Source organism: Thermotoga maritima MSB8 (assembly GCF_000008545.1).
GTDB lineage: Bacteria > Thermotogota > Thermotogae > Thermotogales > Thermotogaceae > Thermotoga > Thermotoga maritima.
The window spans coordinates 127,338-153,095 of the sequence record NC_000853.1 but is presented as its reverse complement, the minus strand read 5'-3'; the positions used below and the strand labels follow the sequence as shown (position 1 = coordinate 153,095).

The window sequence follows — 25,758 nt, the reverse complement described above, 5'->3', positions numbered from 1 at the left end:
GGAGGATGAGAGAATGGCAGGAAAGTTCTGTAGTTTTTGTGGACGCGATATTCAGCAGGTGGAAAGGCTGATTGCTGGTCCCAACAACGTTTACATATGTAACGAGTGTATCGATCTGTTTCACGATCTTCTGAGAAGCGATAGAAAAGTCCGTATAAAAAACGAAATAAAAGAAATTCCAACACCTGCGGAAATCAAGGCCGAACTCGACAAATACATAATAGGACAGGAAAGGGCGAAGAAAGTCCTTTCCGTGGCCGTTTACAACCATTACAAACGGGTGTTCTCAAACCTAGATTCTAACGATGTGGAGATAGAGAAATCGAACGTTCTTCTCATCGGTCCCACGGGCACCGGGAAAACCTATCTTGCGAGAATTCTCGCCAAAATCCTCAATGTTCCATTCGCCATAGCCGATGCAACACCTCTCACAGAGGCAGGATATGTGGGAGAAGATGTGGAAAACGTTGTTCTCAGGCTGCTGGAGGCAGCGAACTTCGACGTTGAAAGGGCCCAGTACGGAATCATCTACATAGATGAAATCGACAAGATAGCCAAGAAATCCCCAAATCCTTCGATAACAAGAGATGTCTCCGGTGAAGGAGTGCAGCAAGCTCTCCTCAAGATACTGGAGGGAACGATAGCGAACGTTCCACCACAGGGTGGAAGGAAACATCCGTACCAGGAGTTCATAAAGGTGGATACGAGGAACATCCTTTTCATAGCCGGAGGAGCGTTCGACGGTCTTGAAGAAATCATAAAGAGACGTATTCAGAGTACCACCATGGGATTTGGTGCGGAGATAAAGAGCAAGAAGGAGATGAGACTTGGAGAGATCCTGAAACATGTAACACCGGACGATCTGGTACAGTACGGTCTCATTCCAGAATTTGTTGGAAGATTTCCTGTGATAGCGACGCTCGATGATCTGTCGGAAGACGATCTCGTTAGGATACTGAAAGAACCGAAGAACGCCGTTGTGAGGCAGTATCAAAAACTGTTCGAAATCGACGGTGTGAAACTGGAAGTAACGGACGAAGCCCTCAGGATCATAGCGAGGAAGGCGCTCAAGAGAGGCACAGGTGCACGCGCTCTGAAAAACGTGTTTGAGGAAATGATGATAGATATGATGTTTGAACTTCCAAATTTGAAGAACGTGGAAAAGGTCGTTATCACGGAAGAAGTTGCTCTTGGAAAAGAAAAACCCATCGTTGTTATGAGGGAATCGGCATGAGAGTTCTTGGAATAGAAACGTCCTGCGATGAAACGGCGGTCGCTGTTCTGGACGATGGTAAAAACGTTGTTGTGAATTTCACAGTTTCTCAGATAGAGGTCCACCAGAAGTTTGGAGGGGTGGTGCCTGAAGTGGCGGCCAGGCACCACCTCAAAAATTTACCCATTCTTTTGAAGAAAGCTTTTGAAAAAGTCCCACCGGAGACAGTGGATGTCGTTGCGGCCACCTATGGACCTGGCCTAATCGGTGCCCTCCTCGTTGGTCTGTCCGCAGCAAAAGGACTCGCCATTTCGCTTGAAAAACCCTTCGTTGGAGTGAATCACGTAGAGGCTCATGTGCAGGCGGTTTTTTTGGCAAACCCTGATCTGAAACCACCCCTCGTTGTTTTGATGGTTTCAGGTGGGCACACACAGCTGATGAAAGTGGATGAGGACTATTCCATGGAAGTGCTGGGTGAAACGCTCGATGATTCGGCGGGGGAGGCATTCGATAAGGTGGCTCGCCTCCTCGGACTCGGATATCCTGGAGGTCCTGTGATCGACAGAGTGGCAAAGAAAGGAGATCCTGAAAAGTACAGCTTCCCTCGTCCGATGCTGGATGATGACAGTTACAACTTCAGCTTTGCGGGTTTGAAGACTTCTGTCCTCTATTTCCTCCAGAGGGAAAAAGGCTACAAGGTAGAAGACGTTGCGGCTTCTTTCCAGAAGGCGGTCGTTGATATTCTCGTTGAAAAAACCTTCCGACTGGCGAGAAATCTTGGAATCAGAAAAATAGCGTTCGTCGGAGGTGTTGCCGCGAATTCTATGTTGAGAGAAGAGGTACGGAAAAGGGCGGAAAGATGGAATTACGAGGTTTTCTTTCCACCGTTGGAACTCTGCACGGACAACGCTCTGATGGTCGCAAAGGCGGGCTACGAAAAAGCGAAAAGGGGGATGTTCTCCCCCTTGAGTTTGAACGCCGATCCCAACTTGAATGTTTAGTCTTTCTTTTCGCTTGAAGCAGACGCCGCTTCTTTCTTTTTCTCACTCTTTCTCGAATCTGTTATGTAAAAACCGCTTCCTTTGAAAATAATTCCCACTCTTCCTATCGTTCTTTTCATTTTAGCACCACACTCTTCACAGATAACCTCCGGTGATTCGTTTATGCCGTGCATGACCGTTGTTTCGTATCCACATTCTTCACACACGTATCTATAGATTGGCATGTCTTTCACCTCCTTCAATAGTGCTTTGTCTACCTCGATAAAAAAATGGTCGGGGCGACTGGACTTGAACCAGCGACCTCCTGCTCCCAAGGCAGGCGCGCTAGCCACCTGCGCTACGCCCCGATCCATTTTTAAATGATACCATTAATCTGTCATCGGTTCAACTCGTTTTTTTCTCTGATAATATATTATTATGAAAACTCAGGGATAGGGTGGAGATTGATGAAGAAAGTTCTCATCGTTGACGACAGCAAATTCTGGCGGCTTGTCGTTTCTGATATTGTAAAAAATATCAAGAAAGACGTAGAGATCCTCCTTGCAGAGGGTGGAATGGACGGGTTACAGAAAGCTTTGAATCACAGACCCGACTACTTCATCATCGATTACAACATGCCTGATTTCTCTGGACTTTATCTTTCTGTTGTTTTGAGAGAAATGAAAGCTTTCAAGGACTCAGGAATAGTAATATTAACGGCATCCTCTGACACGATCAATTCCTTCTGGGCGAAAAAGAGTGGAGCGAATCTGTTCATAAACAAAGGAAAAAAAGAGGAAATCGAGAAGGAACTTCAGGTTTTTCTGAACACTCCATACGAGTCTCTCAAAAATTGTGAGAGCAGCGAATCTGGAAACGTTTTTCATATCGTTGAAAAGCGATTGAAAAGGGAGATTCTTGAGAAGGAAATTCTCTCTTATCTCAAGTACTCCCGTGACGAGAGATATGTGATTTCCCTTCTTGTTATGCTGTTCAGAAATTTCTCTATGTTTGGAAGCTTCAGAGCGCTTCTTATTTCCACGAGTGAAGGAAGGATTTACTCCTTTGGAAAACCGGTTGATAAAGAAGTTCTCAGAAAGTTTTTGATCTCCAAACTGGAAAAACCGACATCTCCATCTTTCTGGTCCTTTCATGGTGCTTTCGGTGAGGGTTCGATTTCGGATGATAACATTTCTGCAGTCGTGAAAGATGACGGAACAGAACTCGGGGTTGTCCTATTCGAAGATGTTGAAAATCCATTCCTCTTGAGAAGTGCTTTAGAAGATTCTCTTTCGAGTCTGATGGTTCTTTTCAGAAATCTGAACGACTTTCGAGATTACGTGATCGCTTCAGAAACAGACGGACTGACGGGTTTGTTCAACAAGAGGGCCATCATGAGATTTCTGGAAGAAGTTCTTCGAAGCGAAAAAAATATTGCAGTGGCTATGATGGATATAGACGATTTCAAGAAAATAAACGACACGTTCGGCCATCCGGTGGGAGATGAAGTGTTGAGGGTGGTGGCAAACATACTGAGGGAAACTGTTAAGATTGGGAAAGTGGGAAGATACGGTGGAGAGGAGTTCATGGTGGTATTTGAAACAGGTGAGCGAGACGCGGTGGTAAAAACGATGGACAACATTATGGAGAACATCAGAAACTTCGACTGGCAGAAGATATTCGGAAGTGAAAAGAAAGTAACTTTGAGTGGAGGGGTTGCGTTTTCAAAGAAAGAGTCCTCACCAGTGGAATTGATAGAGGAAGCAGACAAAAAACTTTACACAGCTAAGCGTTCTGGGAAAGATCGTTACGTGATATAATAACTGAAAAATCACAGTGGGTGATAGCATGCACGTGCTGAAGCTCGTTTCGGATCTGGAAACACCGGTTTCCACCTTCATGAAGGTTTCCAGAGGGGAAGAATTCGCTTTCCTGCTCGAAAGCGTGGAGCTCGGTTCCGCTTTCGGAAGGCATTCCTTCATAGGTATAGGTAAAAAAGACGTGCTCGTTTTCGAAAAGGGAATCTTGAGAACTTCGAATCAGCAGCTCGATTACACTTCCTCTCCTCTCAAGGCGATAAAAGATTGGCTTGAGGTCTATAGATACAGCGTCAAACACGACGAACTCCCTTCGTTCAGGGGAGGAGCCGTTGGCTTCGTCAGTTATGACTACATTTCTTACATAGAGAAAGTCAAAGTCAAAGCCTCTGTGTTTCCCACGTTTTATTTCGTGGTACCCGAGCATCTCATAATATTCGATCACCTGAAGAACAACGTCTTCATCATCAGCGATAGCCCTGAGGAACTCACATCGAAGGTCTTGAGTCCTTTTGAGGAGAAACCAGAGAAGAACGTTTTTGTGACAGAACCGGAATCGAACTTCGAAAGAGAGCAGTTCTACAAAGTGGTTGAAAAGGCCAAAAAGTACATTGTAGAAGGTGACATATTCCAGGTGGTTCTCTCCCAGGCTTTCACATTCAAAACGACGCTGGATCCGTTCTACATCTACAGGGCGCTCAGAATGATCAATCCTTCTCCCTACATGTTTTATCTGAAGTTCGGAGACACGGTCGTTTTGGGATCTTCTCCCGAAACCATGGCGAAGGTGGAAGGAGACAAGGCCACTGTGAAGCCAATTGCCGGCACCAGACCGCGGGGAAGAACTGTTGAAGAAGATCTGAAGCTGGAGAGAGAACTTTTGAACGACGAAAAAGAGATAGCAGAACACGTTATGCTCGTGGACCTTGGAAGAAACGATCTTGGAAGAGTCTGTAAAGAAGGAACCGTGCGAGTGGAGAAGAAGATGGTTATCGAGAGGTACTCCCACGTTATGCACATAGTCTCGCAGGTGAGCGGTGAACTGAAGGACGATAAAGATGCTGTGGATGTGTTCGAAGCGACTTTCCCTGCGGGGACAGTCTCTGGCGCACCCAAAGTGAGGGCAATGGAGATCATAGAAGAACTCGAACCCACCCCGCGAGGGCCATACGCTGGAGCCGTTGGGTATTTCTCTTTCCCCGATGATAAGGGAAGGATGAACATGGATTCTGCTATCACCATCAGGTCCTTTTTCTTCAAAGGTAAACAGGGATGGCTCCAGGCAGGAGCGGGTATCGTTTACGATTCCGTTCCGGAGCGCGAATATCAGGAGACTCTGAACAAACTCAGGGCTTTGTTCAGGAGCCTGGAAGTTGCGCAGAAGATCCAGGGGGGATTGTTTTGAAAAGAGTGATCGTTATAGACAACTACGATTCGTTCGTTTACAACATCGTTCAGTACATCGGTGAGGTAGAACCAGACTGTGAAATCGAAGTCTTCAGAAACGACGAGATAACGATCGAAGAGATAGAGAGAAAAAATCCCACTCACATAGTTATATCTCCTGGCCCCGGAAGACCCGAAGAAGCGGGTATCTCCGTTGATGTTGTGAGGCACTTCAGCGGGAAGGTTCCAATACTCGGTGTGTGTCTTGGACACCAGGTGATCGGCTACGCTTTTGGTGGAAAGATCGTGCATGCAAAGAGGATTCTTCATGGAAAGACATCGAAGATCGTACACAACGGAAAGGGTGTATTCTCTGGTGTGAAAAATCCACTCGTTGCTACGCGGTACCATTCACTCGTTGTTGAAGAGGCATCCCTTCCTGAAGTTCTGGAAATCACCGCCAAAAGTGACGATGGAGAGATCATGGGACTCCAGCACAAAGAACACCCAACCTTTGGAGTTCAGTTTCATCCAGAATCCGTGCTGACCGAAGAAGGAAAGAGAATCATAAAGAACTTCCTGAACATCCAGGATATTCAGGTAAAGAAAGTTTCCGAAGAAACGGAAATTGACATCGTTTCCGCTCTCAAGAAACTCGTAGAATTTGAAGATCTCACTTTTGAAGAGAGCCGTCAGGTGATGAACTTCATCATGTCCGGGAATGCCACGGACGCTCAAATTGCAGGTTTCCTTGTGGCACTCAGGATGAAAGAGGAAACGGGAGACGAACTCGGTGGAATGGCCAGCGTCATGCGAGAAAAATCGATTCATATAAAAGCACCTTCTCCAAGAACGGTCGACACCTGCGGAACCGGTGGAGACGGTTTTGGCACGTTCAACATTTCAACGACAACGGCCTTTGTCGTTGCTGCGGCTGGTATTCCCGTTGCAAAACACGGTAACCGATCTGTCTCAAGCAAGGTGGGGAGTGCCGACGTTCTCGAAGCCGGTGGGTACAAACTTGAAAAGACACCGGAGGAGATGGAAAGAGAGCTCAAAGAAACCGGTTTTTCTTTCCTTTTCGCACCGCTTCTTCATCCAGCGATGAAGCACGTGATGCCCGCGAGAAGACAGCTGAAGATAAGGACGGCTTTCAACCTTCTTGGTCCCATAACGAACCCTGCCAGGGTGAAGTACCAGGTGGTGGGGGTCTTCGATCTTTCTTTCGCTTCCAAACTCGCAACGGCCCTTCAACGTCTTGGTACGGAACGCTCGGCAGTGGTCAACGGAGGTTTCACAGACGAACTCACCACGTGTGGTAAGAACAACCTACTCCTCGTTACTCAGGAAGAGATCGTCCCCATGGTGCTGGATCCCGAAGAACTCGGATTGAAGAGTGGAGACCCCGAGGAGCTGAAAGGTCCTTCCGATCCCAAAGAGGCGTACCGGATGATGGAAAGTGTTCTGAAAGGAGAAGCCAGCAGAACACAGGTGGAGACGGTGGCTCTGAACGCAGGGGTTGTTTTCTGGCTGGTGGGTGAATGTGACACCATAAAGGACGGTGTCGGGAAGGCTCTCGATCTCATCAGAACGGGTGAGGCCTACAAAAAATTGAGGGAGGTAATGGACTATCAGAAGACTCTGGGAAATAGTTGAAGCCAAAAAGAAAGATATTCTGGAGATAGACGGCGAGAACTTGATCGTTCAAAGAAGAAACCACAGATTTCTGGAGGTTCTGTCGGGAAAAGAGAGAGTGAAGATCATAGCGGAATTCAAGAAGGCTTCTCCATCTGCTGGAGATATAAACGCTGATGCTTCTCTGGAAGATTTCATAAGGATGTACGACGAGCTGGCGGATGCGATCAGCATCCTCACGGAAAAGCACTATTTCAAAGGAGATCCTGCCTTCGTAAGAGCGGCGAGAAACTTGACCTGCAGACCCATTCTCGCTAAGGACTTCTATATAGACACGGTCCAGGTGAAACTGGCTTCCAGTGTGGGAGCGGACGCCATCCTTATAATTGCTCGAATACTCACTGCAGAGCAGATAAAAGAGATCTATGAAGCGGCGGAAGAGCTCGGAATGGACAGTCTCGTAGAAGTCCACTCCAGAGAAGATCTGGAGAAGGTCTTTTCGGTGATCAGACCGAAGATAATCGGTATCAACACGAGAGATCTGGACACTTTCGAGATAAAGAAAAATGTGCTGTGGGAACTTCTACCACTCGTGCCGGATGATACGGTTGTGGTCGCTGAAAGTGGCATAAAAGATCCCAGAGAACTCAAGGATCTGCGGGGGAAAGTGAACGCTGTTCTCGTTGGTACATCCATCATGAAAGCCGAAAATCCAAGAAGATTTCTAGAAGAGATGAGAGCATGGTCAGAGTGAAAATCTGCGGGATAACGAACCTGGAAGATGCACTGTTTTCTGTGGAGAGTGGTGCTGACGCTGTGGGATTCGTTTTCTATCCTAAGAGCAAAAGGTACATCTCTCCTGAGGATGCCAGGAGGATTTCTGTTGAATTACCTCCTTTCGTTTTTCGTGTGGGGGTCTTTGTGAACGAAGAACCAGAAAAGATTCTGGATGTGGCCTCTTATGTTCAGCTGAACGCGGTCCAGCTACATGGAGAAGAACCGATCGAACTGTGCAGAAAAATAGCGGAGAGAATCCTGGTGATAAAAGCAGTTGGAGTTTCGAACGAAAGGGATATGGAACGTGCTTTGAATTACAGGGAATTTCCGATTCTTCTCGATACGAAGACACCGGAGTATGGAGGAAGCGGAAAAACGTTCGACTGGTCTCTGATCCTCCCGTACAGGGACCGGTTCAGGTATCTCGTGCTATCGGGAGGTTTGAATCCTGAGAACGTCAGAAGTGCGATAGACGTGGTTAGACCTTTCGCGGTGGATGTGTCTTCCGGTGTTGAGGCCTTTCCGGGAAAGAAAGATCACGATTCAATAAAGATGTTCATTAAAAATGCAAAGGGGTTGTGAGAATGAAAGGTTACTTCGGTCCTTACGGAGGTCAGTACGTTCCCGAGATTCTCATGCCCGCACTCGAGGAACTTGAGGCGGCTTACGAGGAAATCATGAAGGATGAATCGTTCTGGAAAGAGTTCAACGACCTTCTAAGGGATTACGCTGGACGCCCCACTCCTCTTTACTTTGCCAGAAGGTTGAGTGAAAAGTACGGTGCCAGGATCTATTTGAAGCGCGAAGATCTTCTTCACACAGGCGCTCACAAGATAAACAACGCCATAGGTCAGGTGCTTCTCGCAAAAAAGATGGGAAAAACAAGAATAATAGCGGAAACAGGAGCGGGACAGCACGGTGTTGCCACTGCAACGGCTGCCGCGCTCTTTGGAATGGAGTGCGTCATATACATGGGCGAAGAAGACACGATCAGACAGAAACCTAACGTTGAGAGGATGAAACTTCTCGGTGCGAAAGTGGTCCCTGTGAAGAGCGGAAGCAGAACGCTGAAAGACGCCATAAACGAAGCTCTTCGGGACTGGATCACGAACCTTCAGACCACCTACTACGTCATTGGATCCGTCGTGGGACCTCACCCGTATCCGATCATAGTGAGAAACTTTCAGAAGGTGATTGGTGAGGAAACAAAAAAGCAGATCCTTGAGAAGGAAGGGAGATTGCCGGATTACATCGTTGCGTGCGTTGGAGGAGGAAGCAACGCCGCCGGTATATTCTACCCGTTCATAGATTCCGGTGTGAAGCTGATCGGAGTGGAAGCCGGTGGAGAAGGCCTCGAAACCGGAAAGCACGCAGCTTCTCTTCTCAAAGGGAAAATTGGATACCTACACGGAAGTAAGACCTTCGTTCTTCAAGATGACTGGGGCCAGGTTCAGGTGACACACTCGGTTTCGGCGGGACTGGACTATTCCGGTGTGGGGCCTGAACATGCTTATTGGAGGGAGACTGGAAAAGTTCTGTACGATGCGGTGACGGATGAAGAAGCTCTCGATGCCTTCATCGAACTTTCAAGGCTGGAAGGGATCATTCCAGCACTCGAAAGCTCTCACGCACTGGCTTACCTGAAGAAGATCAATATAAAGGGTAAGGTCGTCGTTGTGAACCTTTCAGGGCGCGGCGACAAGGATTTAGAATCAGTTTTGAACCATCCGTACGTCAGGGAGAGGATAAGATGAAGGGCTTTATTGCATACATCCCCGCTGGATTTCCCGATCTTGAAACAACAAGGAAAATACTGATCGCTCTCAACGAACTCGGCATCACAGGTGTGGAGATAGGAGTTCCGTTCTCCGATCCGGTCGCAGACGGTCCTGTTATTCAGCTTGCCCACAGCGTGGCTTTGAGAAACGGTGTCACTATAAAAAAGATTCTGGAGATGCTGAGTGAAATATCTGTTGATTACGATCTCTACCTGATGAGTTATCTGAATCCGATAGTGAACTATCCAGAGGGAAAAGAAAAACTCCTCGATGAATTGAAAAAACTCGGTGTGAAGGGCTTGATCATACCTGACCTGCCCTTGAGGGAGGTAAAGAACGTCGATATAGCGTATCCCATAGTTCCCTTCGTTGCACCGAACACCAAAGACGAGGAAATAGATTTGATCAATTCCGTTCAGGCTCCGTTCGTCTATTACATATCCCGGTACGGTGTCACAGGTGAGAGGGAAGACCTTCCTTTCGCGGATCACATAAAGAGGGTGAAAGAAAGAATAAAACTTCCTCTCTTCGTGGGTTTTGGAATCTCCAGGCACGAACAGGTGAAAAAGGTGTGGGAGATCGCCGACGGTGTGATCGTCGGAAGTGCTCTTGTGAGAATAATGGAAGAAAATCCGAAGGATGAGATTCCCAGGAAGGTTGTTGAGAAAGTAAAAGAACTCCTCGGAAAATGAAAACCCCGCCCGCGCGGGGTTTTTCACACGTATTGGTAACCATCCACGATCTTTCTTTCGCTCATCAAGTGTCTCTGGACGTACTGACCACAGTTACTGCCGATCTTGTTCTCCTCGAGTTCACCGATACTCAGGATCACTTCAAAACCAGCTTTTTTGAGCTCCTCTATGAAGTTCCGATGCTTCAGAAGTTCTTTTCTTTCGACGTCAACATCTGAATTCAGATTGTTCTCCTTTGAACGATAGGTGGGGTTCACCGGTGTGATTTTCACAAGGAACTTCTCGGGATCGAAAACTCTTATGATGACTTTCGGGTCCAGCGAGTACTCCTGTGCCACAGCGAAATTCAAGGTGATTTTTCTGTCGTTTTCTTTCACGAACCGCTTTCCGAACTCTGATATCTTTTCGAGAGACCATTTTTTGACGGGAATGATTTGGTCTCTTTCTTTCTCGTCTGTAGAGTGAATGGAAAACTGAAGCTGGAACTTACCTCTGTAGTGTTTTTCCTTTATTTTAAGAAGATCTTCGAAGAAAGAATCCGTCCCGCAAGGGGCAACTGTGGAGATCGAAGGCATCAGTCCCGGTGCTTCGTACCTTGCTGGAAGTTCCTTCAGAACATCGAGAACGGCTTCGTTCAGTGCGGGCTCTCCCATCCTTGCAAATTGTATTTTGAACTTCTCCGAAGGGATCCTTCCGTTTGGGTACCTGCTCTTCACCAGAAAATCGATCTGTTCGAAGATTTCATCGGCGGAGAGTTTACCTCTGTAGAAACCTCCAGCGTCGCACATGAGACATCCCACGGGACATCCAGCGAGTGTTGAAACGATGAGAACCCATTTCTTTTCGCGGGGAACGGGGGGCTGAATCGATTCAACGAATTCCACCAGATTTCCCCTGGAAGTTTCTCCAAGATACACGTATGCGACTTCTTCTTTTCCTACTCTCTTGAGAATTTTCACAGAAATTGTTTGCAAAAGCCCATCCCCTTTAGGGGATTGGGAGGAAGCAGACATGTGTACCACCTCCAGATTCAATAGTGTTAATATATAGATGAGGTGATTGAACAAATGACTGTGACTCTGACCTGTAGATTCAAACTCGAACTCAGCAAGGACCAAAAACAGCAGTTCCTGGATATTGCGACGGCTTACACAAACGCCGTCAACTATGTGCTCGAACAAAACCTCAAGGACAAATCGACGAACGTCAAAAAACTCCACAGACTTTACTACAAAACCATCCGCGAAGACTTCGACCTTCCAGCACAGATGGCTATTAACGTAAACAGAGACGTCTCTGCAATGTACAAAACTCTCTGGGCTCAGTTCAAAGAACTCAAGCGCCGCAAACCTGATTCAAAAGCTGTCAAGAAGTTCTGGGATAAACCACCGAAGCGAAAGAGCTTGATCGTCAAATACACGTACAACCGAACTGCAAGCTTCAAAAAGATCAACGGAGAGTGGCACGCTTCTTTGTCCACACTTCAAGGTCGAATCAAATGGATCCCGATGAAAGGCTGGTCCAAACACTTTGAGTACCTCAAGTCTTGCAAGATCGGCGATCCGATACTGACTTACGACAAATCATCCAAAACCTTCTTCTTGCTTGTTCCTGTGACTCTTGAAGTTCAGGAACATCAACCAAAAGAAATCGTCGGTGTTGACGTTGGAGAAAGACACATTGCTGCTGTTGCTTCTACCAAAGGCACCAGGTATCTGATAGACCTTCCTGAAGAGTTCAAACAAAGAAAACAACACTATCAGCGTCTGCGCTCTGAGCTCATGTCAAAAGGCACTCGCTCTGCTAAGAGAAAGCTTGCCAGGATCAGCAGGCGAGAGAAACGGTTCACTGAGAACGTACTGCACATCATTGCAAAAAAGCTCACCACAAGCCACCCTGGTGCCAGGTTTGTTCTCGAAGACCTGACTCAGATCAGAGCTAACAGAATCACCTACCGCGGCAAAGACAAAGAAGCAAGAAGACAGTCAGAACAATGGCCGTTTGCAAGTCTTCAGCAAAAGATAGAGTACAAAGCGAAATTGTACTACGGAGTTCAGTCCGAAAAGGTCGACCCCAGCTACACCTCGCAAACCTGTCCCAGGTGCGGCCACGTCTCGAAAGAAAACAGACCAGACCATGGAGAGCGTTTTGTATGTCAAAGCTGCGGCTACGAAGAACACGCAGACATAGTTGGTGCGATCAACATAGCCCTGAGAGTTCTTGCCAAAGACCAGCAGGTCAATCTTGAAAAGCTTTTAGGGGCCGTTGTCAGCCGGCCTGATGCTCCCCGTTTGGGTTGAGCAAGCCCTCCTTCAGAGGGAGGGTAGCTGACACTGTTCCCTCTCTTCTCAGGATCTCCATCGCTGTTTCGATGGCACTGCCCATCGCTATCGATACCTGCCTGAAGCCACCTCTCGCATCTCCGACGATGAAATTTCTTTCTCCAGGTTCAACGAAAGAAGTGTTTGGAAGCCTGCCTACAGACAAAAGGAGAGCGTCGAAGGTGAAAACACCGTGTTCTGTTTTCAGTTTAACCATTTTGCTTTCTTCTTCCACTTTGAGGATGGGGCATCTTTCATGATAATAGAATTTCTCGTATTTTTTCGCTCTCTCGACCAGAAGGGGAAGCGCTCTGATTCTGCTGCCTCTGTTGAAAAGATGTACCTCTTTTCCTCTCACAAGAGCGTTCAAAGCACTGTCGAATGCAGCGTCTCCTGCTCCATAGATTGCGAGTTTTTCGAATTCTGGAAGATCGATGAACTCATAGACCACCTTCTCAGATACTTCGAACTCTGGAATTCTCCTTGGAATCGTGCCGCTTGCAACGATCACGTAGTCGAACGAATGAATTTCTCTTTCTGTCAGAATTTTTTCGTTTTCCACTTTTACAACTTCTTCCCATATGAGTTCAGCACCAGATTCAAATAATCTTTTCTCCAGTGTTTTGCAGATCTCTTCACCGGAGGCTGGAGGCAAAACCGGGATGTTTTCAACGAGATGGGCGTTCCGCAAAAGTCCTCCCACCCTGTTTTTTTCGAACACTGTAACGTGAACGTTGTACCTCCTCAGAAACACAGCGGCTGCTACTCCCGCTGGCCCTGCTCCAACGATTCCAACGCGCACAGGATCTCCTCCGTCTTAGCGATGTACGCAACTCCATGTGCCAGGTTTTTCAGTGAAGAGAAGTGGTACCATTCGTTTTTATCCCACAGCGCGTCCTCCACCATTATCACTTCGAAGTTTCTCACAAAAGCGCTTCGGGCTGTAGTTTCACAGCAAAGATGTGTCATCACACCTGTTATGATCAGCTGATTAATGCTCTTTGATCTGAGCTCCTCTTCGAGTTTCGTTGAATAAAACGCGTCGTACGTGTTCTTTTCAAAAAGAAGAACATCGGAAAAAACGGGAACGGCCCACCTTTTATCCACTTCGTTTCCCCACCACTTCTTCATCATCGGAGACGCTCCCACGTGGACCGTGGCTATCACGGGAAGTTTCGCTCTTTCGAAGGAGATCTTCAGTTTTCTGATGTTTTCGATAGCAACCTCCACTCCCCGAAGGTATGCTGGGGAGTCAGGAGAGGTGAAATAATTTTGAAGATCGATGATGAGAAGTGCCGGCCTTTTCAAAGTGAATCTTTTCTTTTCTCTTTCTGGGAAATAAAACATACTACATCAAGAGTTTGAGTACGTTTCCCGCATTTTCCATTCTGAAGAGAATTCCGGTCAGTGCCGTCTGTCTCAAAATGTCTTCCTTCGTTGACTCGAGGAGAAGTTCTGCCACGCTCGGTTCGAAAAGACTCTCTGTTTTGAAGAGCTCCGTGTAGCTGTTCATCACACTTCTTGCTGAAGACTCCAGCCTGTTCATCCAGGATCCAACGTTTCCTCTGATCTGAGAGATGTTTTCCAGAGCTTGATCTATGGTTTCAAGAGATCTTTGTGCTCCTTCGAAGGTGGAAAGGTCCACTTCAAACAGTTCGGAGAGAGTCTCTTCGAGGTTTGGTATGTTCACCGTTACGTTCTGTCCTTCATTGGGTCCAGTTTGGATCACAAGGTTTCGAACGTCTCCGGCGAGCACCCTCTGTTCGTTGTAAGTTGTCTGCTGGATGATCCTTTTCACACCGCGCATTATCTCCTCGTATTCTTTCTGTATCATGGATCTTTCTACGTCTGTGAGAGTAGCGTTCGAAGCTTGAACGGCGAGTTCTCTTGCCCTCTGAAGCGCTGTTGATATGCTTTCAAGTCCCGCGTTGGCCGTGTTCAGAAGACCTATTCCGTTGTATATTTGTGAAAGTGTCGTTTTGTATCCTTCTATCTGTCCTCTCAATTTCTGCTGAACGGCAAGTTCAGATACTGTGTTGAAGAGGAAACTTCCCGGTGTGGGGGCTTTTCTTTCAAGGCTGAGTTGCTGAATGTACCGCATCAAATTTACATCGTTCACCCTCATCCTAAATCCCCCCTTTCCATAATGAATTTTATCAGAACGTGCAAAGAAAACTACGTGATAAGAATAGTAAAGAACGACTGGCTTTACAAGATCATCCGCGATCTTGTCAGCGAAAGCCAAACTGGAAAGATCGTGGTGAAAGATCTCAACATTTAAGGCAAAGCGCTGTGGGGTCAAAGTGATAAAAGCAAGCAGATACTATCCCTCAAGTCAGCTATGCAGTGAATGTGGATACATAAATAAAGAAGCCAAAGAGTGGAGCGCATCATGATAGGGACGCTGCAAAGAATCTAGCCAGGTATGGCTTGATGCTATCAGTAGGGCGGGAGCCGTCCGAGTTCATGCCCGTTGACCGTGCTCTGGCGGCGGAACCTAAAAAGGGTCTACGAGCCATCACGGGTTGAAGCAGAAAACCCTACCTCATAGGAGGCAGGATGGTTCACCATTCGTATCTTTTCATTCTAAGAAGGAGCAGAGCCGCTGCAAACTGTATTACGAAAGAGAACAGTATCAAATAGAACCGGTTGATATCGTAGAGCGTTCCCATGATCCATGACCCGAAGAACCAGAAAACACCGTACACGGTGAAGAACATTCCGTAAGCGAATCCACGCTTTTCTGCAGGTACGATCTTCGCTACAACCGCTCTCATGATCGATTCCTGCGCTCCCATACCGATTCCCCAGAGAATCACTCCGGCAAAGATGAGCGGAAAACTGTTCGAAAAAGAAAGCACGGGAAAGAAAGAAGAGAGAAGGACCGCGTAGGCCAGGGCAACGAAACCCTTTTTATCGAACAAATGACCGAAAACCAACGCAGCCACCGCATCCACGGCCATCGCGAGTGAGTAAGTCGCAGGAACGAAGAAATCTTTTGCGACTTCGAAACTCTTCATGTGGTATGCGATGATGGGAAAATCAGCGAAAGCAAAGGCCACCATAGAAACGATGGCAAGATAGAACCAGTAAGTCTTTCCCAGATTTCGATCCACTGGACTGTCTTTCTTCTTTTTCATTTCCTGAAGAGCTGGGAAAGTTATACGTGCTGTGAGGAGAAGAACCATTGCAACGAGAGCCGGTATGAGAAGAATGAAGAAGCAGAACCTGTAGCTTTTTTCAAATGCGAGGGCGAATGTGAGCGCAAGAGGTCCCAAGATGGCACCGATCTGATCTAGCGCCTCATGAATGCCAAAGCCTTTGCCCATTCCAACTTCTTCAGAAGCGAAAGAGAGCAAGACATCCCTTGCGGGAGTTCTCAGGGCCTTCCCAAATCTTTCGGCGATGATGAGAACAAGCGCTGTCTGCCAGTTTCCTGCGAATGCGAGAGCCGGTACCGCAAAGAGATTTATCGCGTATCCCAGGATGGTGAAAAGCCAGTACTTTCGTGTTTTATCGCTCAGAATTCCCGAAATCAATCTGAAGGCATATCCTGTGAGTTCACCGAGCCCTACGGCAAATCCAAGAGCGGCGGCGCTCGCTCCCAGTGTCTTCATGAACGGTCCGATGATGCTCCTTGCCCCTTCGTAAGTAACGTCCGCGAAGAGACTGACCAGCCCCAAAAGCACGATGAATAGGAAGGCCTTTTTTCTGGACATAACATCCCTCCTCACCGGGGTTTTCTTAAAGAATAGTATAATGTAGTTGGAGGGATAAAAATGAAGTGGATCGAAATTTACGAAAAACTCGTGAACATCGACACAGGACCCGATCTTCCATTAGAGGGGAAGCTGAGGCGAACGTCGTTTCTGACAGAAATCCTCGAAGACCTTGGTTTCAGAGTGGAAAAAAGGGAAGCCGCTTACGTGGCCTTCCGTGGAAAACCGCCTTATGTTACCCTCATAGGACATCTCGACACCGTCTTTCCCGAAGGTGAATCGAAGAGAAGACCTTTCACAATAGAAGGAAACATCGCCAAGGGTCCTGGTGTTTGTGACATGAAAGGAGGAGTTGTGATCCTTCTTGAGTCTTTGAAAAGATTCCTCCAACAGAACGACACCGATCTCTGTGTGGTTCTAAACGTGGATGAAGAACTGGGATCACCGCTCAGTGGAGAAGTGTTCAAAGAAGTTGCCGGTATGAGTTCCCACTGTCTATCCTTCGAGCCGGGAAGAGAAAACGGAGAGCTCATATCCTCCAGGAAGGGAATCATCTCTCTGTGGTTGTTCGCTCGCGGAAAAAAAGGACACGCTTCGAGACTGGACGAAGGAGCCAACGCGATCGTTGAACTGGCTTTCAAAGTGGTGGAACTAACTTCACTGAACGGGAGATTTCCAAACCTTACTCTGAATCCAACAATCGTAAAGGGCGGTGCGGAAAGCAACGTAACACCGGACAAAGCAGAGGTTTATTTCGATGTCAGGTACTACGACGACAAAGAGTACGAGTTTCTCGAAGAAACACTGAAACGACTCTCTGCTGTACATCCTGAAGCGAACGTTTCTTACACCTTGAAACTCAGAAGGCTTCCTATGAAAGAAGATCCTGATTTTGTGAACATTGTGAAGATGTCTGCCGAAGAGATTGGAATGACTGTGAGTTTTGTGAGGGCAACTGGTGGAGGAGACGTGGCGTTTTTCTCGCAGAACGGCGTTCCTTCCATAGACGGTCTGGGTATTCCCGGTGGTAAGATGCACTCCGAGGATGAATACGCGAGACTCGATCAATTTGAAGATAGGGTGAATCTGGTTGTACATCTTTTGAGAAAACTTGGAGGTGAAAAAAATGTTCGTTGATACAACCTTAAGAGATGGACATCAATCTCTGATCGCGACGAGGATGAGAACGGAAGATATGCTGCCTGCTCTCGAAGCGTTCGACAGAATGAATTTTCACTCCATGGAAGTCTGGGGAGGAGCAACCTTCGATGTCGCCGTTAGATTTCTGAACGAAAATCCATGGGAGAGGTTGAAAAAGATAAGAGAGGGTTTGAAGAACACGAAGATTCAGATGCTTCTGAGAGGACAGAATCTCGTTGGCTACAGGCACTACGCGGACGATGTTGTGGAGCTTTTCATAAAGAAAGTGGCGGAGTATGGACTGGATATCATACGTATCTTCGATGCGCTGAACGATGAAAGAAACCTGCAGAAATCTATTGAAGAGTCAAAAAAGCACGGTCTTCATGTTCAGGTAGCGATCAGTTACACGGTGAGTCCTGTCCACACTCTCGATTACTATCTTGACTTCGCAAGAAAACTTCTGGATATGGGAGTGGACTCGATTTGTATAAAGGACATGGCGGGGCTTCTCACTCCAAAAAGGGCTTACGAACTCGTCAGGGCTTTGAAAGAGAAGTTCGGTGTTCCCGTTGAGGTCCACTCTCACTGTACCACAGGCTTTGCTCCCCTTGCGTATCAAGCGGCTTACGAAGCAGGGGCGGATTTTTTCGATACGGCTATTTCTCCGTTTTCCATGGGAACGTCTCAGCCAACTTTTGAAACCATGTATTACGCTTTCAGAGGAAACGGAAAAGAGGATTTTGACAGAGAAGCGCTGAAGTTTCTGGTGGATCATTTCACGAAGGTGAGAATGAAATACATCGAGTACGATGTGGGGATGAAGTATCCAGATTCGAGGATCATATTCTCGCAGATTCCCGGTGGTATGTACTCCAACCTTCTCAAGCAGCTGAAAGAGCAGAGGATGGAACACTTGCTTGATAAGGTGCTCGAGGAGGTTCCAAGGGTCCAAAAAGACCTCGGTTATCCACCACTCGTTACACCAACGAGTCAGATCGTGGGTGTTCAGGCGTTTCTCAACGTGGTCTATGGTAGATACGAGCGGATAACCAACGAAACGAGGAATTATGTGAAAGGACTCTATGGTAGGCCACCCGCACCGATCGATCCAGAACTGATGAGAAAGATTCTTGGTGATGAGAAACCCATAGATTGCAGACCTGCTGATCTTTTGGAACCCGAACTGGACAAAACAAGGAAAGAATTGGGAATTCTTGTTGAAACGGACGAAGACCTTCTCATCGCTGTGATCCTGGGAGAGGTAGGCAAGAAATTTTTGAGGAAGAAGTACGAGGAGAAGATCGGCGTGGACTTCAACTATCTCGAATCTCTCTCTGACTTTACCGATGACATGCCGGTGTATCCAGTGTAAATCTCAAAAACGTTGTGATTTCCTTCTCTCCTGTAAGCGATTCTGAAGCCATGCATTTCGAAAAATTCCCTTGCGAGGTACAGGCCCAGTCCTGTACCTTTGCTTTTTTTCTTTTTCTCAAAAAGATTTGCACGTACCTCATAGGGGATCTCTGGTCCGGGACCTTTCACGATGATCCTGTCTTTTTTCACGTGGACCTCCACCGGTCCTGAAGAATACTTCACAGCGTTTTCTATCACGTTGTAAAAGGCCCTGAAAAGCTTCATGGGATCAGCTTCGACTTCCACGACGTCATCGTACTTGAAAATGACTTTTCCTGGGAATTTTTCCACCACGTCGTTCACGAGCTCGACGAGATTAACCGGCTCTTTTCTCAACCTTTCAAGACCAGCTTCGAGCTTGGCGAATTCGTAGAATTCCTCTATGATCTTCTGTAAATTTTCGTCCTCAACCTCATTCCATACGAGCGATTTCACATCGTGCACAAAACCTGTGACGATGTCTTTCAATTTTTCCGTTTCTTTTTCCTGAATCAGCGAATTTTCGACTACCGAATTCACCTCTTCGGCGAGTTTTGTGATCTCATCGTTCAGGAAATCTTCGAATCGACTTTTTCTGGCTACAGCTTCTCTGAGCTTCCTCAGTCTGCTGGTCACCAGAATATGAGTAGCGAGACTAACAAAGAGCGCTGAAAAGAAAGAGAAAATAACGACATCCACAAAGTTCATCCTGTTTCCCCAGAAGATTCCAAGTAAGGCTATATTCACAAGAAAGGTGATGAGAAAGGTTCTCAGAGATATCATCTTTCTCCCCCCGTGAACATGTAGCCCACACCCCAGATAGTCTTTATATATCGAGGACGGTTTGGGTCGTCCTCTATGGCTTTTCTGATCCTCTTTATGACTGTGTCCACAACCCTTGGTGAGACAGGGTCTTCCCAAAAGGTTTCCAGGAGTTTTTCACGCGTGACGACTTTCCCGGCGTTTTCTGCGAGAAAGAGCAATATCTCGAATTCTTTTTTGGGAAGATGTATTCTTTTCCCCTTCAAAAACACAGTAAAACCGGTGGCATCTATCTTCAGATCTCCAAAGTCGTACAGTCCCTTCTTTTCCCTCTCCAGAAATCTTTTCACTCTTGCAAGAAGAATCTCCGGGTTGAACGGTTTTGTCACGTAGTCGTCCGCCCCCGCTTCGAATCCTTTTAGAACGCTTTCATCATCGGAAAGGAGCGTTAGGAGTATCACCCAGGTTTCTGGTCGGGTTTCTTTTATCATCCTGCAGATCTCGTAACCACTGTAGTCTGGAAGCATGACGTCCAGAACCACAACATGAAAGGCTTCCTCGTCGTTCAAAAAATCTTCTCCTGTAAGGAAGGTCTTCACCCGTCCCAACTGCTGGAGTTTTTCACTCACCTTTTTCAGAATATTTTTGTCGTCATCCACAACGGCTATCTTCCACATCATGAGAATTTTAGCATTGGAAGGAAAGAAACGAAAGCAATGATCACTATGACCGGACCTGGTGGCAGGTCAAGAGTGTAGGCGGTCAGAAACCCCGCGAAGAAAACGCCGGTGCTGAAGATGACGGATATTGTTGTGAGTGACCAGAAGGATTTTCCAAATATTTTCGAGACGAGTCCAGGAAGGATCAGAAGGGCACCTGTGAGGATCACACCAACCACTTTAACGGTCGTCACCACGGTGATAGCGATGAACGAGGTGATCAGAAAACGGATGAGATCTGTTTTTATGCCATAAAACCTGGCCATTTTTTCATCCACTATGAAATACTTGATGTCCCATCTGAACACCACGGTGAGGATCACGCTCAGGGCAAGGACAACGGCCGTTATCGCGACGTCGGTGCTGTTCACAAGAAGCACGTCGCCGAACAGATACCCCATCACATCTGTCTGATACCTTCCCGAAACAGAAAAGAGAACCACTCCAACGGCCATGAAGAAGGGAAGGAGGATGCCTATGGCACTGCTTTCGCTGATCCTGGAGCGAGAAAAGAGACTCACCGCAAAAGCGAAAAGAAGAGCCGTGGCAAAGGCGATCAATCTGTGATCCGCTCCGATGAGAGTGGCTGCAGCAAGCCCGGCAAAGACCGCGTGTGCGGTTCCGTCTCCTATGAACTCCATCCTTCTAAAAACCACTATTGGAGAAACAAGGCCCGATAAAGACGCGACCAGGATTCCCCCAACGAAAGCTGTCCTTAAGAAACTGTACTCAACGAGATCGTGAAAGAAGCTCAATCTCTCTCCCTCCCATGGTAGATCTCGTAGTGTCTTGTTCCTCTGATCCATATATCGAAGTCTGTGAAGATTTTCTTGAGGTCTTCAGGGTTAATCGTTTCAGTGGGACCATGACAGTGAAGGGTCCTGTTGAGACACATGATGGTGCTGCATTCTTTGAACACCATTCCGATGTCGTGGCTGACCATGATGACTGTGATATTTTTTTCTTTCCTCAATCGGTTCAGAAGCTCGTAAAAGGAAGCCTTTCCCATTTCATCCACTCCAGCCTCAGGTTCGTCCAATACGAGAATATCCGGATCTGAAAGAAGGGCCCTCGCGAGTGAGAGTCTCTGGAATTCACCACCTGAGAGGTTCTTTATCGGATCGTTTTCTTTGTGAAGGATCCCCACATCTTTCAAGGTCGATCTCACCTTTTCCCAGTCTATCTTTCTGTACCTGCCGTACATTCCCATCGCGGCGAACTCTTTTACGGTGATGGGAAACTCCCTCTGAACCTGATGGAGCTGTGGAAGGTATCCTATCTTCCCCCTGACTTCTACCTTGCCTTCGTAATTCTTTATATCTCCCACCAGAATTCTCACAAGTGTGGTTTTTCCTGCTCCGTTCGGACCGATTATTCCAACGAATTCACCTTCTTCCACGGAGAAGGTTACATTCTTCAGGATCTCAAAATCGTTTATTCTGTAGGTCAGATTCTTCACTTCCACGATTTTCATTTCAACGCCTCCTGGATCACAGAAAGGTTCTTTCTCAGGAGTTCCACGATCGTCTTTTCTCCGTTCACTCCGAGGGGATCGAGCACGAAGCTTTTCATTCTCAGTTCTTTTTCGAGGCTCGAGAGAATCTCTGCCGGCTGCTGCGGTTCCCTGAACAGGGCAACAATCTGTTCTTTTTTCCTGAGGATCTCTTTGATCGTGGAAAAACTCGTGCTGTGTTCATGACCGCTGGAGAGAGTTATCAATTCCAGGCCGAATTCCTTGAAGAAGTACGTAAAACTCGGATGAGCCATCACTACCGTTTTTCCGGTGTAAGGGAGGAGTGCTTTGAAGGAATCTCTGATCACGGTGTCCAATCCGCTTACGATCTCTTCTGCTTTCTGTTTTATTTCGCTCTGTTTTTCTGGGAATTTCTCGATGAGAACCTGGTACAGTCCAGGAACGATGTAGTATTTGAGGAAGAAAGGATCGAGCCAGATGTGAGGGTTATCATCGATGAGAAGAAGTGCTGGAATGAAGTCTGAAACGAAAACTGTCTTTTCTCTGTATTTTTCTAAATACGGCTCCAATCCGAGCCCGTTCGCCACGATCAGATCCGCTTCTTCCAGAGTCTTAGCGTCGGAAGGCTTTAGTGAGAACAAGTGTGGATTCGCTCCAGGGGGAACAAGGAGCTTTACGCTCGCTGTATCACCAAGTAGCTGAGAAACGATGAGATAGTACGGGTTTATCGTGGTCACGATAGTTTTGCCGAAATTCAAAACAGCGACAATGAGTACTAGAAGGAGAAGAATCTTCTTCATTTTTCCACCTCCTTTTTGCATTCCTTACAGATTCCGTGAATCAAAAACAGATGACTTTCTTCAGAAAAATCGTACTTTTTCTGGAGTTTTTCAAGAAATTCATCCACGCATTCTTCGAAAGGAAAGAGCTTCCCGCATTTCTCACAGATCAAAAAGTGATAGTGTCTTTTCTTCTTGAAGAAGTATCTCGGGCCACCCACACTGAAAGAACCCACGAGGTTTCTTTCCTCTAAAAACTTCAATGCCCTGTAGACCGTGGAGAGGTTCACATCCAGTTTTCGATGTATCTCCTCGGCAGTGAGAGGGACTCTGGAAGATTCGATTATCTCAAAAACGGCTTCCCTGTTTTTTGTCATCCTCATACTCTCACCTGCAAATGCAAAGCATTTGCAAGTTATATTGTACTACACACAGTCGCTGATTTCAAGATATCATTCAAACATTGTACTGATGATATATTTCTCAGTATTCATCGTGCTCTCCGATTATACCGTATTATGGTATAATGAAAATGGATGGCAGATGTCGTATTCGTCGAAGCTGAGTTCTTCGATTTTTTTAAGGGGTTTATTTTAGAAAATATAACTTTGTTAAAACAAAAATCAGGAGGTGATTCGATTGAAGGTGAAATACTACACCAGCATAACACAGGTGGAACAATTGTCTCCTGAAGAAAGAGAGAGGTTGAAGAGGGTAGAGGAAAAGTACCGATTCAGAGCCAACTCTTATTACTTGAGTCTCATAGACTGGTCAGACCCTGATGACCCTATCAGGAAGATCATAGTACCCGAGGAGGACGAGCTGGAAGAATGGGGAACGCTGGATGCTTCTAACGAAAAATCTTACACCGTTGCGAAGGGACTTCAGCACAAATACCCGGACACGGCCCTCTTTCTTGTGAACGATGTTTGTGGTGGATTTTGCAGATTTTGTTTCAGGAAGAGACTCTTCATAAACGTTGGAGCCGAAGTCATACGAGACATCACACCTCAACTCGATTACATCCGCACTCACAAAGAGATAACGAACGTTTTGCTCACGGGAGGAGATCCGCTGCTTTTATCGACAGAAAAGCTGGAAAAGATAGTGAGTTCCTTGAGAGAGATAGATCACGTTCAAATTATCAGAATAGGTAGCAAGATACCAGCGTTTAACCCTTACAGAATAATAGACGATCCGGATCTGTTGAAGATGATCAGAAAGTACAGCACAAAAGAGAAGAAGATATACGTGATGACACAGTTCAACCACCCCCGGGAACTGACCAGGGAAGCGATAGAAGCGGTGAATCTTTTGAAAGACGCAGGAGCGGTGCTTTGCAATCAGACTCCTCTTCTGAGGGGAATAAACGACGATCCTGAAGTGCTCGGTGAGCTTCTGGACAGACTTTCCTTTGTTGGAGTGACTCCCTACTACGTGTTCCAGAACAGGCCTGTTTCTGGAAACAGGAAATTCGCCGTTCCGATTGAAGAGGGTTACGAGATCTTCACGAAAGCGATTTCGAACATATCTGGTGTCGCCAAGCGGGTCAGATACGTTATGTCTCACAGAACAGGGAAGATAGAAATCGCAGCCCTCACGAAAGATTTCATCGTTTTCAAATACCATAGAGCACACGATGAGAAGAATAGAAGAAAAGTCATGGTGTACAAGAGGAATCCCCAGGCGCTCTGGTTCGACGATTACAGTGAACTTTTGGAAGAATACACCGTGTGAATCCCCCTGCCGGGGGATTAAAAGTGGTTGAAACTCACTTTCATTTCTTCTCTTGGATACTTGGGTTTCGGATCGTCCGGATATCCAACCGGGAGTATCACCTCAAATCTCAAATCTGATGGTGTGTTCACGATTTTTGTCAGTTCATTGGGATTCGGAGGTGTGTACGGGACGGTTCCAAGTCCCTGCTCTTCCAGTGCGAGGAGAAGATATCCGATCGCGAGCCAGACAGATTCTCTCGAATAGGGTGCGTCTTTTTTTGAGAACACGAGCAGAAGATATGGTGCTTCTTCGAGAAAGGGTTTTTTCCAGTTGAAACTGTTTTCGTTGAGCCATTCTTTAAGTTTTCCTCTCACGTTTTCGTAGAAGTCTTTCTCGGCCTTTTCACAGGTTTCTCTGATTTGTCTTTTCGTTTCTTCATCTTTCACGACGAGAAATCTCCAGGGTTGAGCGTTCATTCCCGAAGGAGCCTCGTTCGCCACTTTCAGACAGTACATCAACTTCTCAATGGAAGGCTTTTCTTCTTTGAATTTTCTCACGGTCTTTCGCTGTTTTGCAAGGTCGTAGAGCATCCTCATACCCCCGTGAAGATGTATTTTGGAATGCGAGCCTTCGCAGTCTTAGCGGGATTCACGAGCTGAGAGATACCCACATCGACGGAGAGACTGGCGAGCATGTAGGCATCTGTGAAGGGAATGGTTTTCCGCCTCTGGATAAACCACACTGTTTCGCGTGTGACTTCTTTCAGAGCCTCTTCGATATCTGGAAGAGAAACGATGATGTAGTAGGCATCGTTTGTCTCAACCACGGGCCATTTGATTTCTTCTTTGGATACATCGATCTCCACGACCACTTTTGCAGGGACTTCGCACGCGGAGACACACACTTCTCCGTCTCCCATCGTCGCGTGGACGTCTCCCAGAGCAAGAAGTGCACCTTCCTGGAACACTGGAAGGTGCACTGTGACGTTTTCTGTTATCTCTTTCGTGTCCATGTTTCCTCCGTGTCTGTGGGCCGTTCCCGTTGGGTACTCGCCTTCCTGAGGAGCAACCCCGATCACTCCTACCATCGGGTGAATCGGAATCCTCACACCATCGAACAGAACGGCCCATTTCTCTATTTCCAGTTCTTTTGTGTGAAAACCCTCTACTTCGTCACCGAGAACTCCGAATCCCTTGCCAGTTACGATCATTCCTCTTCGGGGAAGTTCTATCCTCTTTATCCGAACCTTCAGTGTGTCTCCGGGCTTTACACCGTTGACAAATACAGGTCCCGTCGCTGGATTCACCTTCGAAAAATCGATTTTATCGTAACTACCACCGAGTGCGTCGAGTGTTTCGAACACGACCTGTTCACCAGGGTATACCTCTTCTACGGGTGCCATGTTCGCTGAAAACGAGTATACACACCTCTGGGCTGGCACAACCTTCATGC

The 25,758-nt window shown here is 46.9% G+C and carries 28 protein-coding genes and 1 tRNA gene; 14 read left to right on the top strand and 15 right to left on the bottom strand.

Features of this window, described 5'->3' with window-relative positions:
* Window positions 1-13: 13 nt before the first annotated feature.
* On the top strand, window positions 14-1,234 hold the full coding sequence (gene clpX, locus TM_RS00710) for an ATP-dependent Clp protease ATP-binding subunit ClpX (RefSeq protein WP_004082752.1): 1,221 nt from the start codon (window positions 14-16) through the stop codon (window positions 1,232-1,234).
* Window positions 1,231-2,214 carry a tRNA (adenosine(37)-N6)-threonylcarbamoyltransferase complex transferase subunit TsaD gene (gene tsaD, locus TM_RS00705; protein WP_004082750.1) on the top strand — a complete coding sequence of 328 codons (984 nt, stop codon included), beginning with the start codon at window positions 1,231-1,233 and terminating at the stop codon, window positions 2,212-2,214. Before clpX ends, tsaD begins: the two co-directional genes overlap by 4 nt.
* Here tsaD and TM_RS00700 read toward each other — a convergent pair.
* The gene (locus tag TM_RS00700) at window positions 2,211-2,438 is read right to left on the bottom strand and encodes an FmdB family zinc ribbon protein (RefSeq protein WP_004082747.1); all 228 of its coding nucleotides are present in this window, start codon (window positions 2,436-2,438) and stop codon (window positions 2,211-2,213) included. The two genes, tsaD and TM_RS00700, sit on opposite strands and share 4 nt — an antisense overlap.
* A 46-nt stretch (window positions 2,439-2,484) precedes the next feature.
* A tRNA-Pro gene (locus TM_RS00695) sits at window positions 2,485-2,561 on the bottom strand.
* A 99-nt stretch (window positions 2,562-2,660) separates the two neighbouring features.
* Here TM_RS00695 and TM_RS00690 point away from each other — a divergent pair.
* The 7 genes from TM_RS00690 to trpA are packed head-to-tail and all read left to right on the top strand — an operon-like array spanning window position 2,661 to window position 10,278.
* Window positions 2,661-4,013, top strand: a complete 1,353-nt coding sequence (locus TM_RS00690) for a GGDEF domain-containing response regulator (protein WP_004082745.1) — start codon at window positions 2,661-2,663, stop codon at window positions 4,011-4,013.
* Between the two features lie 28 nt (window positions 4,014-4,041).
* Window positions 4,042-5,415, top strand: a complete 1,374-nt coding sequence (locus TM_RS00685) for an anthranilate synthase component I family protein (protein ID WP_004082742.1) — start codon at window positions 4,042-4,044, stop codon at window positions 5,413-5,415.
* Between the two features lie 5 nt (window positions 5,416-5,420).
* On the top strand, window positions 5,421-7,052 hold the full coding sequence (locus TM_RS00680; protein WP_024103750.1) for a bifunctional anthranilate synthase component II/anthranilate phosphoribosyltransferase: 1,632 nt from the start codon (window positions 5,421-5,423) through the stop codon (window positions 7,050-7,052).
* Window positions 7,027-7,785, top strand: coding sequence for an indole-3-glycerol-phosphate synthase (locus TM_RS00675; protein WP_015646085.1), 759 nt, complete (start codon window positions 7,027-7,029; stop codon window positions 7,783-7,785). Before TM_RS00680 ends, TM_RS00675 begins: the two co-directional genes overlap by 26 nt.
* Window positions 7,773-8,390, top strand: coding sequence for a phosphoribosylanthranilate isomerase (locus tag TM_RS00670; RefSeq protein WP_004082737.1), 618 nt, complete (start codon window positions 7,773-7,775; stop codon window positions 8,388-8,390). Before TM_RS00675 ends, TM_RS00670 begins: the two co-directional genes overlap by 13 nt.
* Window positions 8,391-8,392: 2 nt before the next feature.
* On the top strand, window positions 8,393-9,562 hold the full coding sequence (gene trpB / locus TM_RS00665; RefSeq protein ID WP_004082734.1) for a tryptophan synthase subunit beta: 1,170 nt from the start codon (window positions 8,393-8,395) through the stop codon (window positions 9,560-9,562).
* Window positions 9,559-10,278: a tryptophan synthase subunit alpha gene (gene trpA, locus TM_RS00660; protein ID WP_004082732.1), complete on the top strand. Its 720-nt coding sequence runs from the start codon at window positions 9,559-9,561 to the stop codon at window positions 10,276-10,278. Before trpB ends, trpA begins: the two co-directional genes overlap by 4 nt.
* Before the next feature lie 23 nt (window positions 10,279-10,301).
* Here trpA and TM_RS00655 read toward each other — a convergent pair whose 3' ends face one another.
* Entirely contained in the window at window positions 10,302-11,237 is a 936-nt protein-coding gene (locus tag TM_RS00655) for a hypothetical protein (RefSeq protein ID WP_008194003.1), read from the bottom strand.
* Window positions 11,238-11,345: 108 nt separating this feature from the next.
* Between TM_RS00655 and TM_RS00650 the strand changes: the two genes are divergently transcribed.
* Entirely contained in the window at window positions 11,346-12,578 is a 1,233-nt protein-coding gene (locus TM_RS00650; RefSeq protein WP_004082727.1) for an RNA-guided endonuclease InsQ/TnpB family protein, read from the top strand.
* Here TM_RS00650 and TM_RS00645 read toward each other — a convergent pair.
* Genes TM_RS00645 through TM_RS00635 form a run of 3 tightly spaced genes read right to left on the bottom strand, consistent with a single transcriptional unit; the run spans window position 12,547 to window position 14,724 of the window.
* Window positions 12,547-13,401 carry an NAD(P)/FAD-dependent oxidoreductase gene (locus tag TM_RS00645; protein ID WP_004082725.1) on the bottom strand — a complete coding sequence of 285 codons (855 nt, stop codon included), beginning with the start codon at window positions 13,399-13,401 and terminating at the stop codon, window positions 12,547-12,549. The genes TM_RS00650 and TM_RS00645 overlap by 32 nt on opposite strands.
* On the bottom strand, window positions 13,362-13,946 hold the full coding sequence (locus TM_RS00640; protein ID WP_004082723.1) for an isochorismatase family protein: 585 nt from the start codon (window positions 13,944-13,946) through the stop codon (window positions 13,362-13,364). The genes TM_RS00645 and TM_RS00640 overlap by 40 nt, the downstream gene beginning before the upstream one ends.
* Before the next feature lies 1 nt (window position 13,947).
* Entirely contained in the window at window positions 13,948-14,724 is a 777-nt protein-coding gene (locus TM_RS00635) for a flagellin (RefSeq protein WP_004082721.1), read from the bottom strand.
* Window positions 14,725-14,902: 178 nt separating this feature from the next.
* Here TM_RS00635 and TM_RS09585 point away from each other — a divergent pair, with 178 nt between their 5' ends.
* Window positions 14,903-14,995: a transposase gene (locus TM_RS09585; RefSeq protein ID WP_231556600.1), complete on the top strand. Its 93-nt coding sequence runs from the start codon at window positions 14,903-14,905 to the stop codon at window positions 14,993-14,995.
* 168 nt (window positions 14,996-15,163) lie between these two features.
* Here TM_RS09585 and TM_RS00625 read toward each other — a convergent pair whose 3' ends face one another.
* Window positions 15,164-16,318 (bottom strand): MFS transporter, encoded by a 1,155-nt coding sequence (locus tag TM_RS00625; RefSeq protein ID WP_004082719.1) that lies wholly within the window; start codon window positions 16,316-16,318, stop codon window positions 15,164-15,166.
* 60 nt (window positions 16,319-16,378) lie between these two features.
* Here TM_RS00625 and TM_RS00620 point away from each other — a divergent pair, with 60 nt between their 5' ends.
* Both TM_RS00620 and TM_RS00615 read left to right on the top strand, forming a co-directional pair.
* Window positions 16,379-17,455, top strand: coding sequence for a M20 family metallopeptidase (locus TM_RS00620; protein WP_004082717.1), 1,077 nt, complete (start codon window positions 16,379-16,381; stop codon window positions 17,453-17,455).
* Window positions 17,445-18,833, top strand: coding sequence for a pyruvate carboxylase subunit B (locus tag TM_RS00615; protein ID WP_004082715.1), 1,389 nt, complete (start codon window positions 17,445-17,447; stop codon window positions 18,831-18,833). The genes TM_RS00620 and TM_RS00615 overlap by 11 nt, the downstream gene beginning before the upstream one ends.
* Here the strand turns inward: TM_RS00615 and TM_RS00610 are convergent.
* The 6 genes from TM_RS00610 to TM_RS00585 are packed head-to-tail and all read right to left on the bottom strand — an operon-like array spanning window position 18,779 to window position 22,970.
* Window positions 18,779-19,636 carry a sensor histidine kinase gene (locus tag TM_RS00610; RefSeq protein ID WP_004082713.1) on the bottom strand — a complete coding sequence of 286 codons (858 nt, stop codon included), beginning with the start codon at window positions 19,634-19,636 and terminating at the stop codon, window positions 18,779-18,781. The two genes, TM_RS00615 and TM_RS00610, sit on opposite strands and share 55 nt — an antisense overlap.
* Window positions 19,633-20,295, bottom strand: coding sequence for a response regulator transcription factor (locus tag TM_RS00605; RefSeq protein WP_004082711.1), 663 nt, complete (start codon window positions 20,293-20,295; stop codon window positions 19,633-19,635). Before TM_RS00605 ends, TM_RS00610 begins: the two co-directional genes overlap by 4 nt.
* Window positions 20,292-21,089 carry a metal ABC transporter permease gene (locus TM_RS00600; RefSeq protein WP_004082709.1) on the bottom strand — a complete coding sequence of 266 codons (798 nt, stop codon included), beginning with the start codon at window positions 21,087-21,089 and terminating at the stop codon, window positions 20,292-20,294. Before TM_RS00600 ends, TM_RS00605 begins: the two co-directional genes overlap by 4 nt.
* Window positions 21,086-21,808 (bottom strand): metal ABC transporter ATP-binding protein, encoded by a 723-nt coding sequence (locus TM_RS00595; RefSeq protein WP_004082707.1) that lies wholly within the window; start codon window positions 21,806-21,808, stop codon window positions 21,086-21,088. Before TM_RS00595 ends, TM_RS00600 begins: the two co-directional genes overlap by 4 nt.
* Entirely contained in the window at window positions 21,805-22,608 is an 804-nt protein-coding gene (locus TM_RS00590) for a metal ABC transporter substrate-binding protein (protein WP_004082706.1), read from the bottom strand. Before TM_RS00590 ends, TM_RS00595 begins: the two co-directional genes overlap by 4 nt.
* Window positions 22,605-22,970 carry a Fur family transcriptional regulator gene (locus TM_RS00585; RefSeq protein WP_004082705.1) on the bottom strand — a complete coding sequence of 122 codons (366 nt, stop codon included), beginning with the start codon at window positions 22,968-22,970 and terminating at the stop codon, window positions 22,605-22,607. The genes TM_RS00590 and TM_RS00585 overlap by 4 nt, the downstream gene beginning before the upstream one ends.
* A 256-nt stretch (window positions 22,971-23,226) precedes the next feature.
* On the opposite strand from TM_RS00585, the gene TM_RS00580 reads away from it, so the two are divergent.
* The gene (locus TM_RS00580) at window positions 23,227-24,324 is read left to right on the top strand and encodes a KamA family radical SAM protein (RefSeq protein WP_004082704.1); all 1,098 of its coding nucleotides are present in this window, start codon (window positions 23,227-23,229) and stop codon (window positions 24,322-24,324) included.
* Window positions 24,325-24,341: 17 nt separating this feature from the next.
* On the opposite strand, the gene TM_RS00575 is transcribed toward TM_RS00580, so the two are convergent.
* Window positions 24,342-24,896, bottom strand: coding sequence for a nitroreductase family protein (locus TM_RS00575; protein WP_004082703.1), 555 nt, complete (start codon window positions 24,894-24,896; stop codon window positions 24,342-24,344).
* Between the two features lie 2 nt (window positions 24,897-24,898).
* A complete protein-coding gene (locus TM_RS00570) occupies window positions 24,899-25,756 on the bottom strand; it encodes an acetamidase/formamidase family protein (protein WP_004082702.1) in 858 nt (285 codons plus the stop codon).
* Between the last annotated feature and the right edge of the window lie 2 nt (window positions 25,757-25,758).

What these genes read in the sequence shown, in the direction of transcription:
- clpX (WP_004082752.1), top strand. Translation starts at nt 14, where the DNA reads ATGGCAGGAAAGTTCTGTAGTTTTTGTGGACGCGATATTCAGCAGGTG.
- tsaD (WP_004082750.1), top strand. Translation starts at nt 1,231, where the DNA reads ATGAGAGTTCTTGGAATAGAAACGTCCTGCGATGAAACGGCGGTCGCT.
- TM_RS00700 (WP_004082747.1), bottom strand. Translation starts at nt 2,438, where the DNA reads ATGCCAATCTATAGATACGTGTGTGAAGAATGTGGATACGAAACAACG.
- TM_RS00690 (WP_004082745.1), top strand. Translation starts at nt 2,661, where the DNA reads ATGAAGAAAGTTCTCATCGTTGACGACAGCAAATTCTGGCGGCTTGTC.
- TM_RS00685 (WP_004082742.1), top strand. Translation starts at nt 4,042, where the DNA reads ATGCACGTGCTGAAGCTCGTTTCGGATCTGGAAACACCGGTTTCCACC.
- TM_RS00670 (WP_004082737.1), top strand. Translation starts at nt 7,773, where the DNA reads ATGGTCAGAGTGAAAATCTGCGGGATAACGAACCTGGAAGATGCACTG.
- trpB (WP_004082734.1), top strand. Translation starts at nt 8,393, where the DNA reads ATGAAAGGTTACTTCGGTCCTTACGGAGGTCAGTACGTTCCCGAGATT.
- trpA (WP_004082732.1), top strand. Translation starts at nt 9,559, where the DNA reads ATGAAGGGCTTTATTGCATACATCCCCGCTGGATTTCCCGATCTTGAA.
- TM_RS00650 (WP_004082727.1), top strand. Translation starts at nt 11,346, where the DNA reads ATGACTGTGACTCTGACCTGTAGATTCAAACTCGAACTCAGCAAGGAC.
- TM_RS00640 (WP_004082723.1), bottom strand. Translation starts at nt 13,946, where the DNA reads ATGTTTTATTTCCCAGAAAGAGAAAAGAAAAGATTCACTTTGAAAAGG.
- TM_RS00635 (WP_004082721.1), bottom strand. Translation starts at nt 14,724, where the DNA reads ATGAGGGTGAACGATGTAAATTTGATGCGGTACATTCAGCAACTCAGC.
- TM_RS00625 (WP_004082719.1), bottom strand. Translation starts at nt 16,318, where the DNA reads ATGTCCAGAAAAAAGGCCTTCCTATTCATCGTGCTTTTGGGGCTGGTC.
- TM_RS00620 (WP_004082717.1), top strand. Translation starts at nt 16,379, where the DNA reads ATGAAGTGGATCGAAATTTACGAAAAACTCGTGAACATCGACACAGGA.
- TM_RS00615 (WP_004082715.1), top strand. Translation starts at nt 17,445, where the DNA reads ATGTTCGTTGATACAACCTTAAGAGATGGACATCAATCTCTGATCGCG.
- TM_RS00610 (WP_004082713.1), bottom strand. Translation starts at nt 19,636, where the DNA reads ATGATATCTCTGAGAACCTTTCTCATCACCTTTCTTGTGAATATAGCC.
- TM_RS00605 (WP_004082711.1), bottom strand. Translation starts at nt 20,295, where the DNA reads ATGATGTGGAAGATAGCCGTTGTGGATGACGACAAAAATATTCTGAAA.
- TM_RS00595 (WP_004082707.1), bottom strand. Translation starts at nt 21,808, where the DNA reads ATGAAAATCGTGGAAGTGAAGAATCTGACCTACAGAATAAACGATTTT.
- TM_RS00590 (WP_004082706.1), bottom strand. Translation starts at nt 22,608, where the DNA reads ATGAAGAAGATTCTTCTCCTTCTAGTACTCATTGTCGCTGTTTTGAAT.
- TM_RS00585 (WP_004082705.1), bottom strand. Translation starts at nt 22,970, where the DNA reads ATGAGGATGACAAAAAACAGGGAAGCCGTTTTTGAGATAATCGAATCT.
- TM_RS00575 (WP_004082703.1), bottom strand. Translation starts at nt 24,896, where the DNA reads ATGCTCTACGACCTTGCAAAACAGCGAAAGACCGTGAGAAAATTCAAA.
- TM_RS00570 (WP_004082702.1), bottom strand. Translation starts at nt 25,756, where the DNA reads ATGAAGGTTGTGCCAGCCCAGAGGTGTGTATACTCGTTTTCAGCGAAC.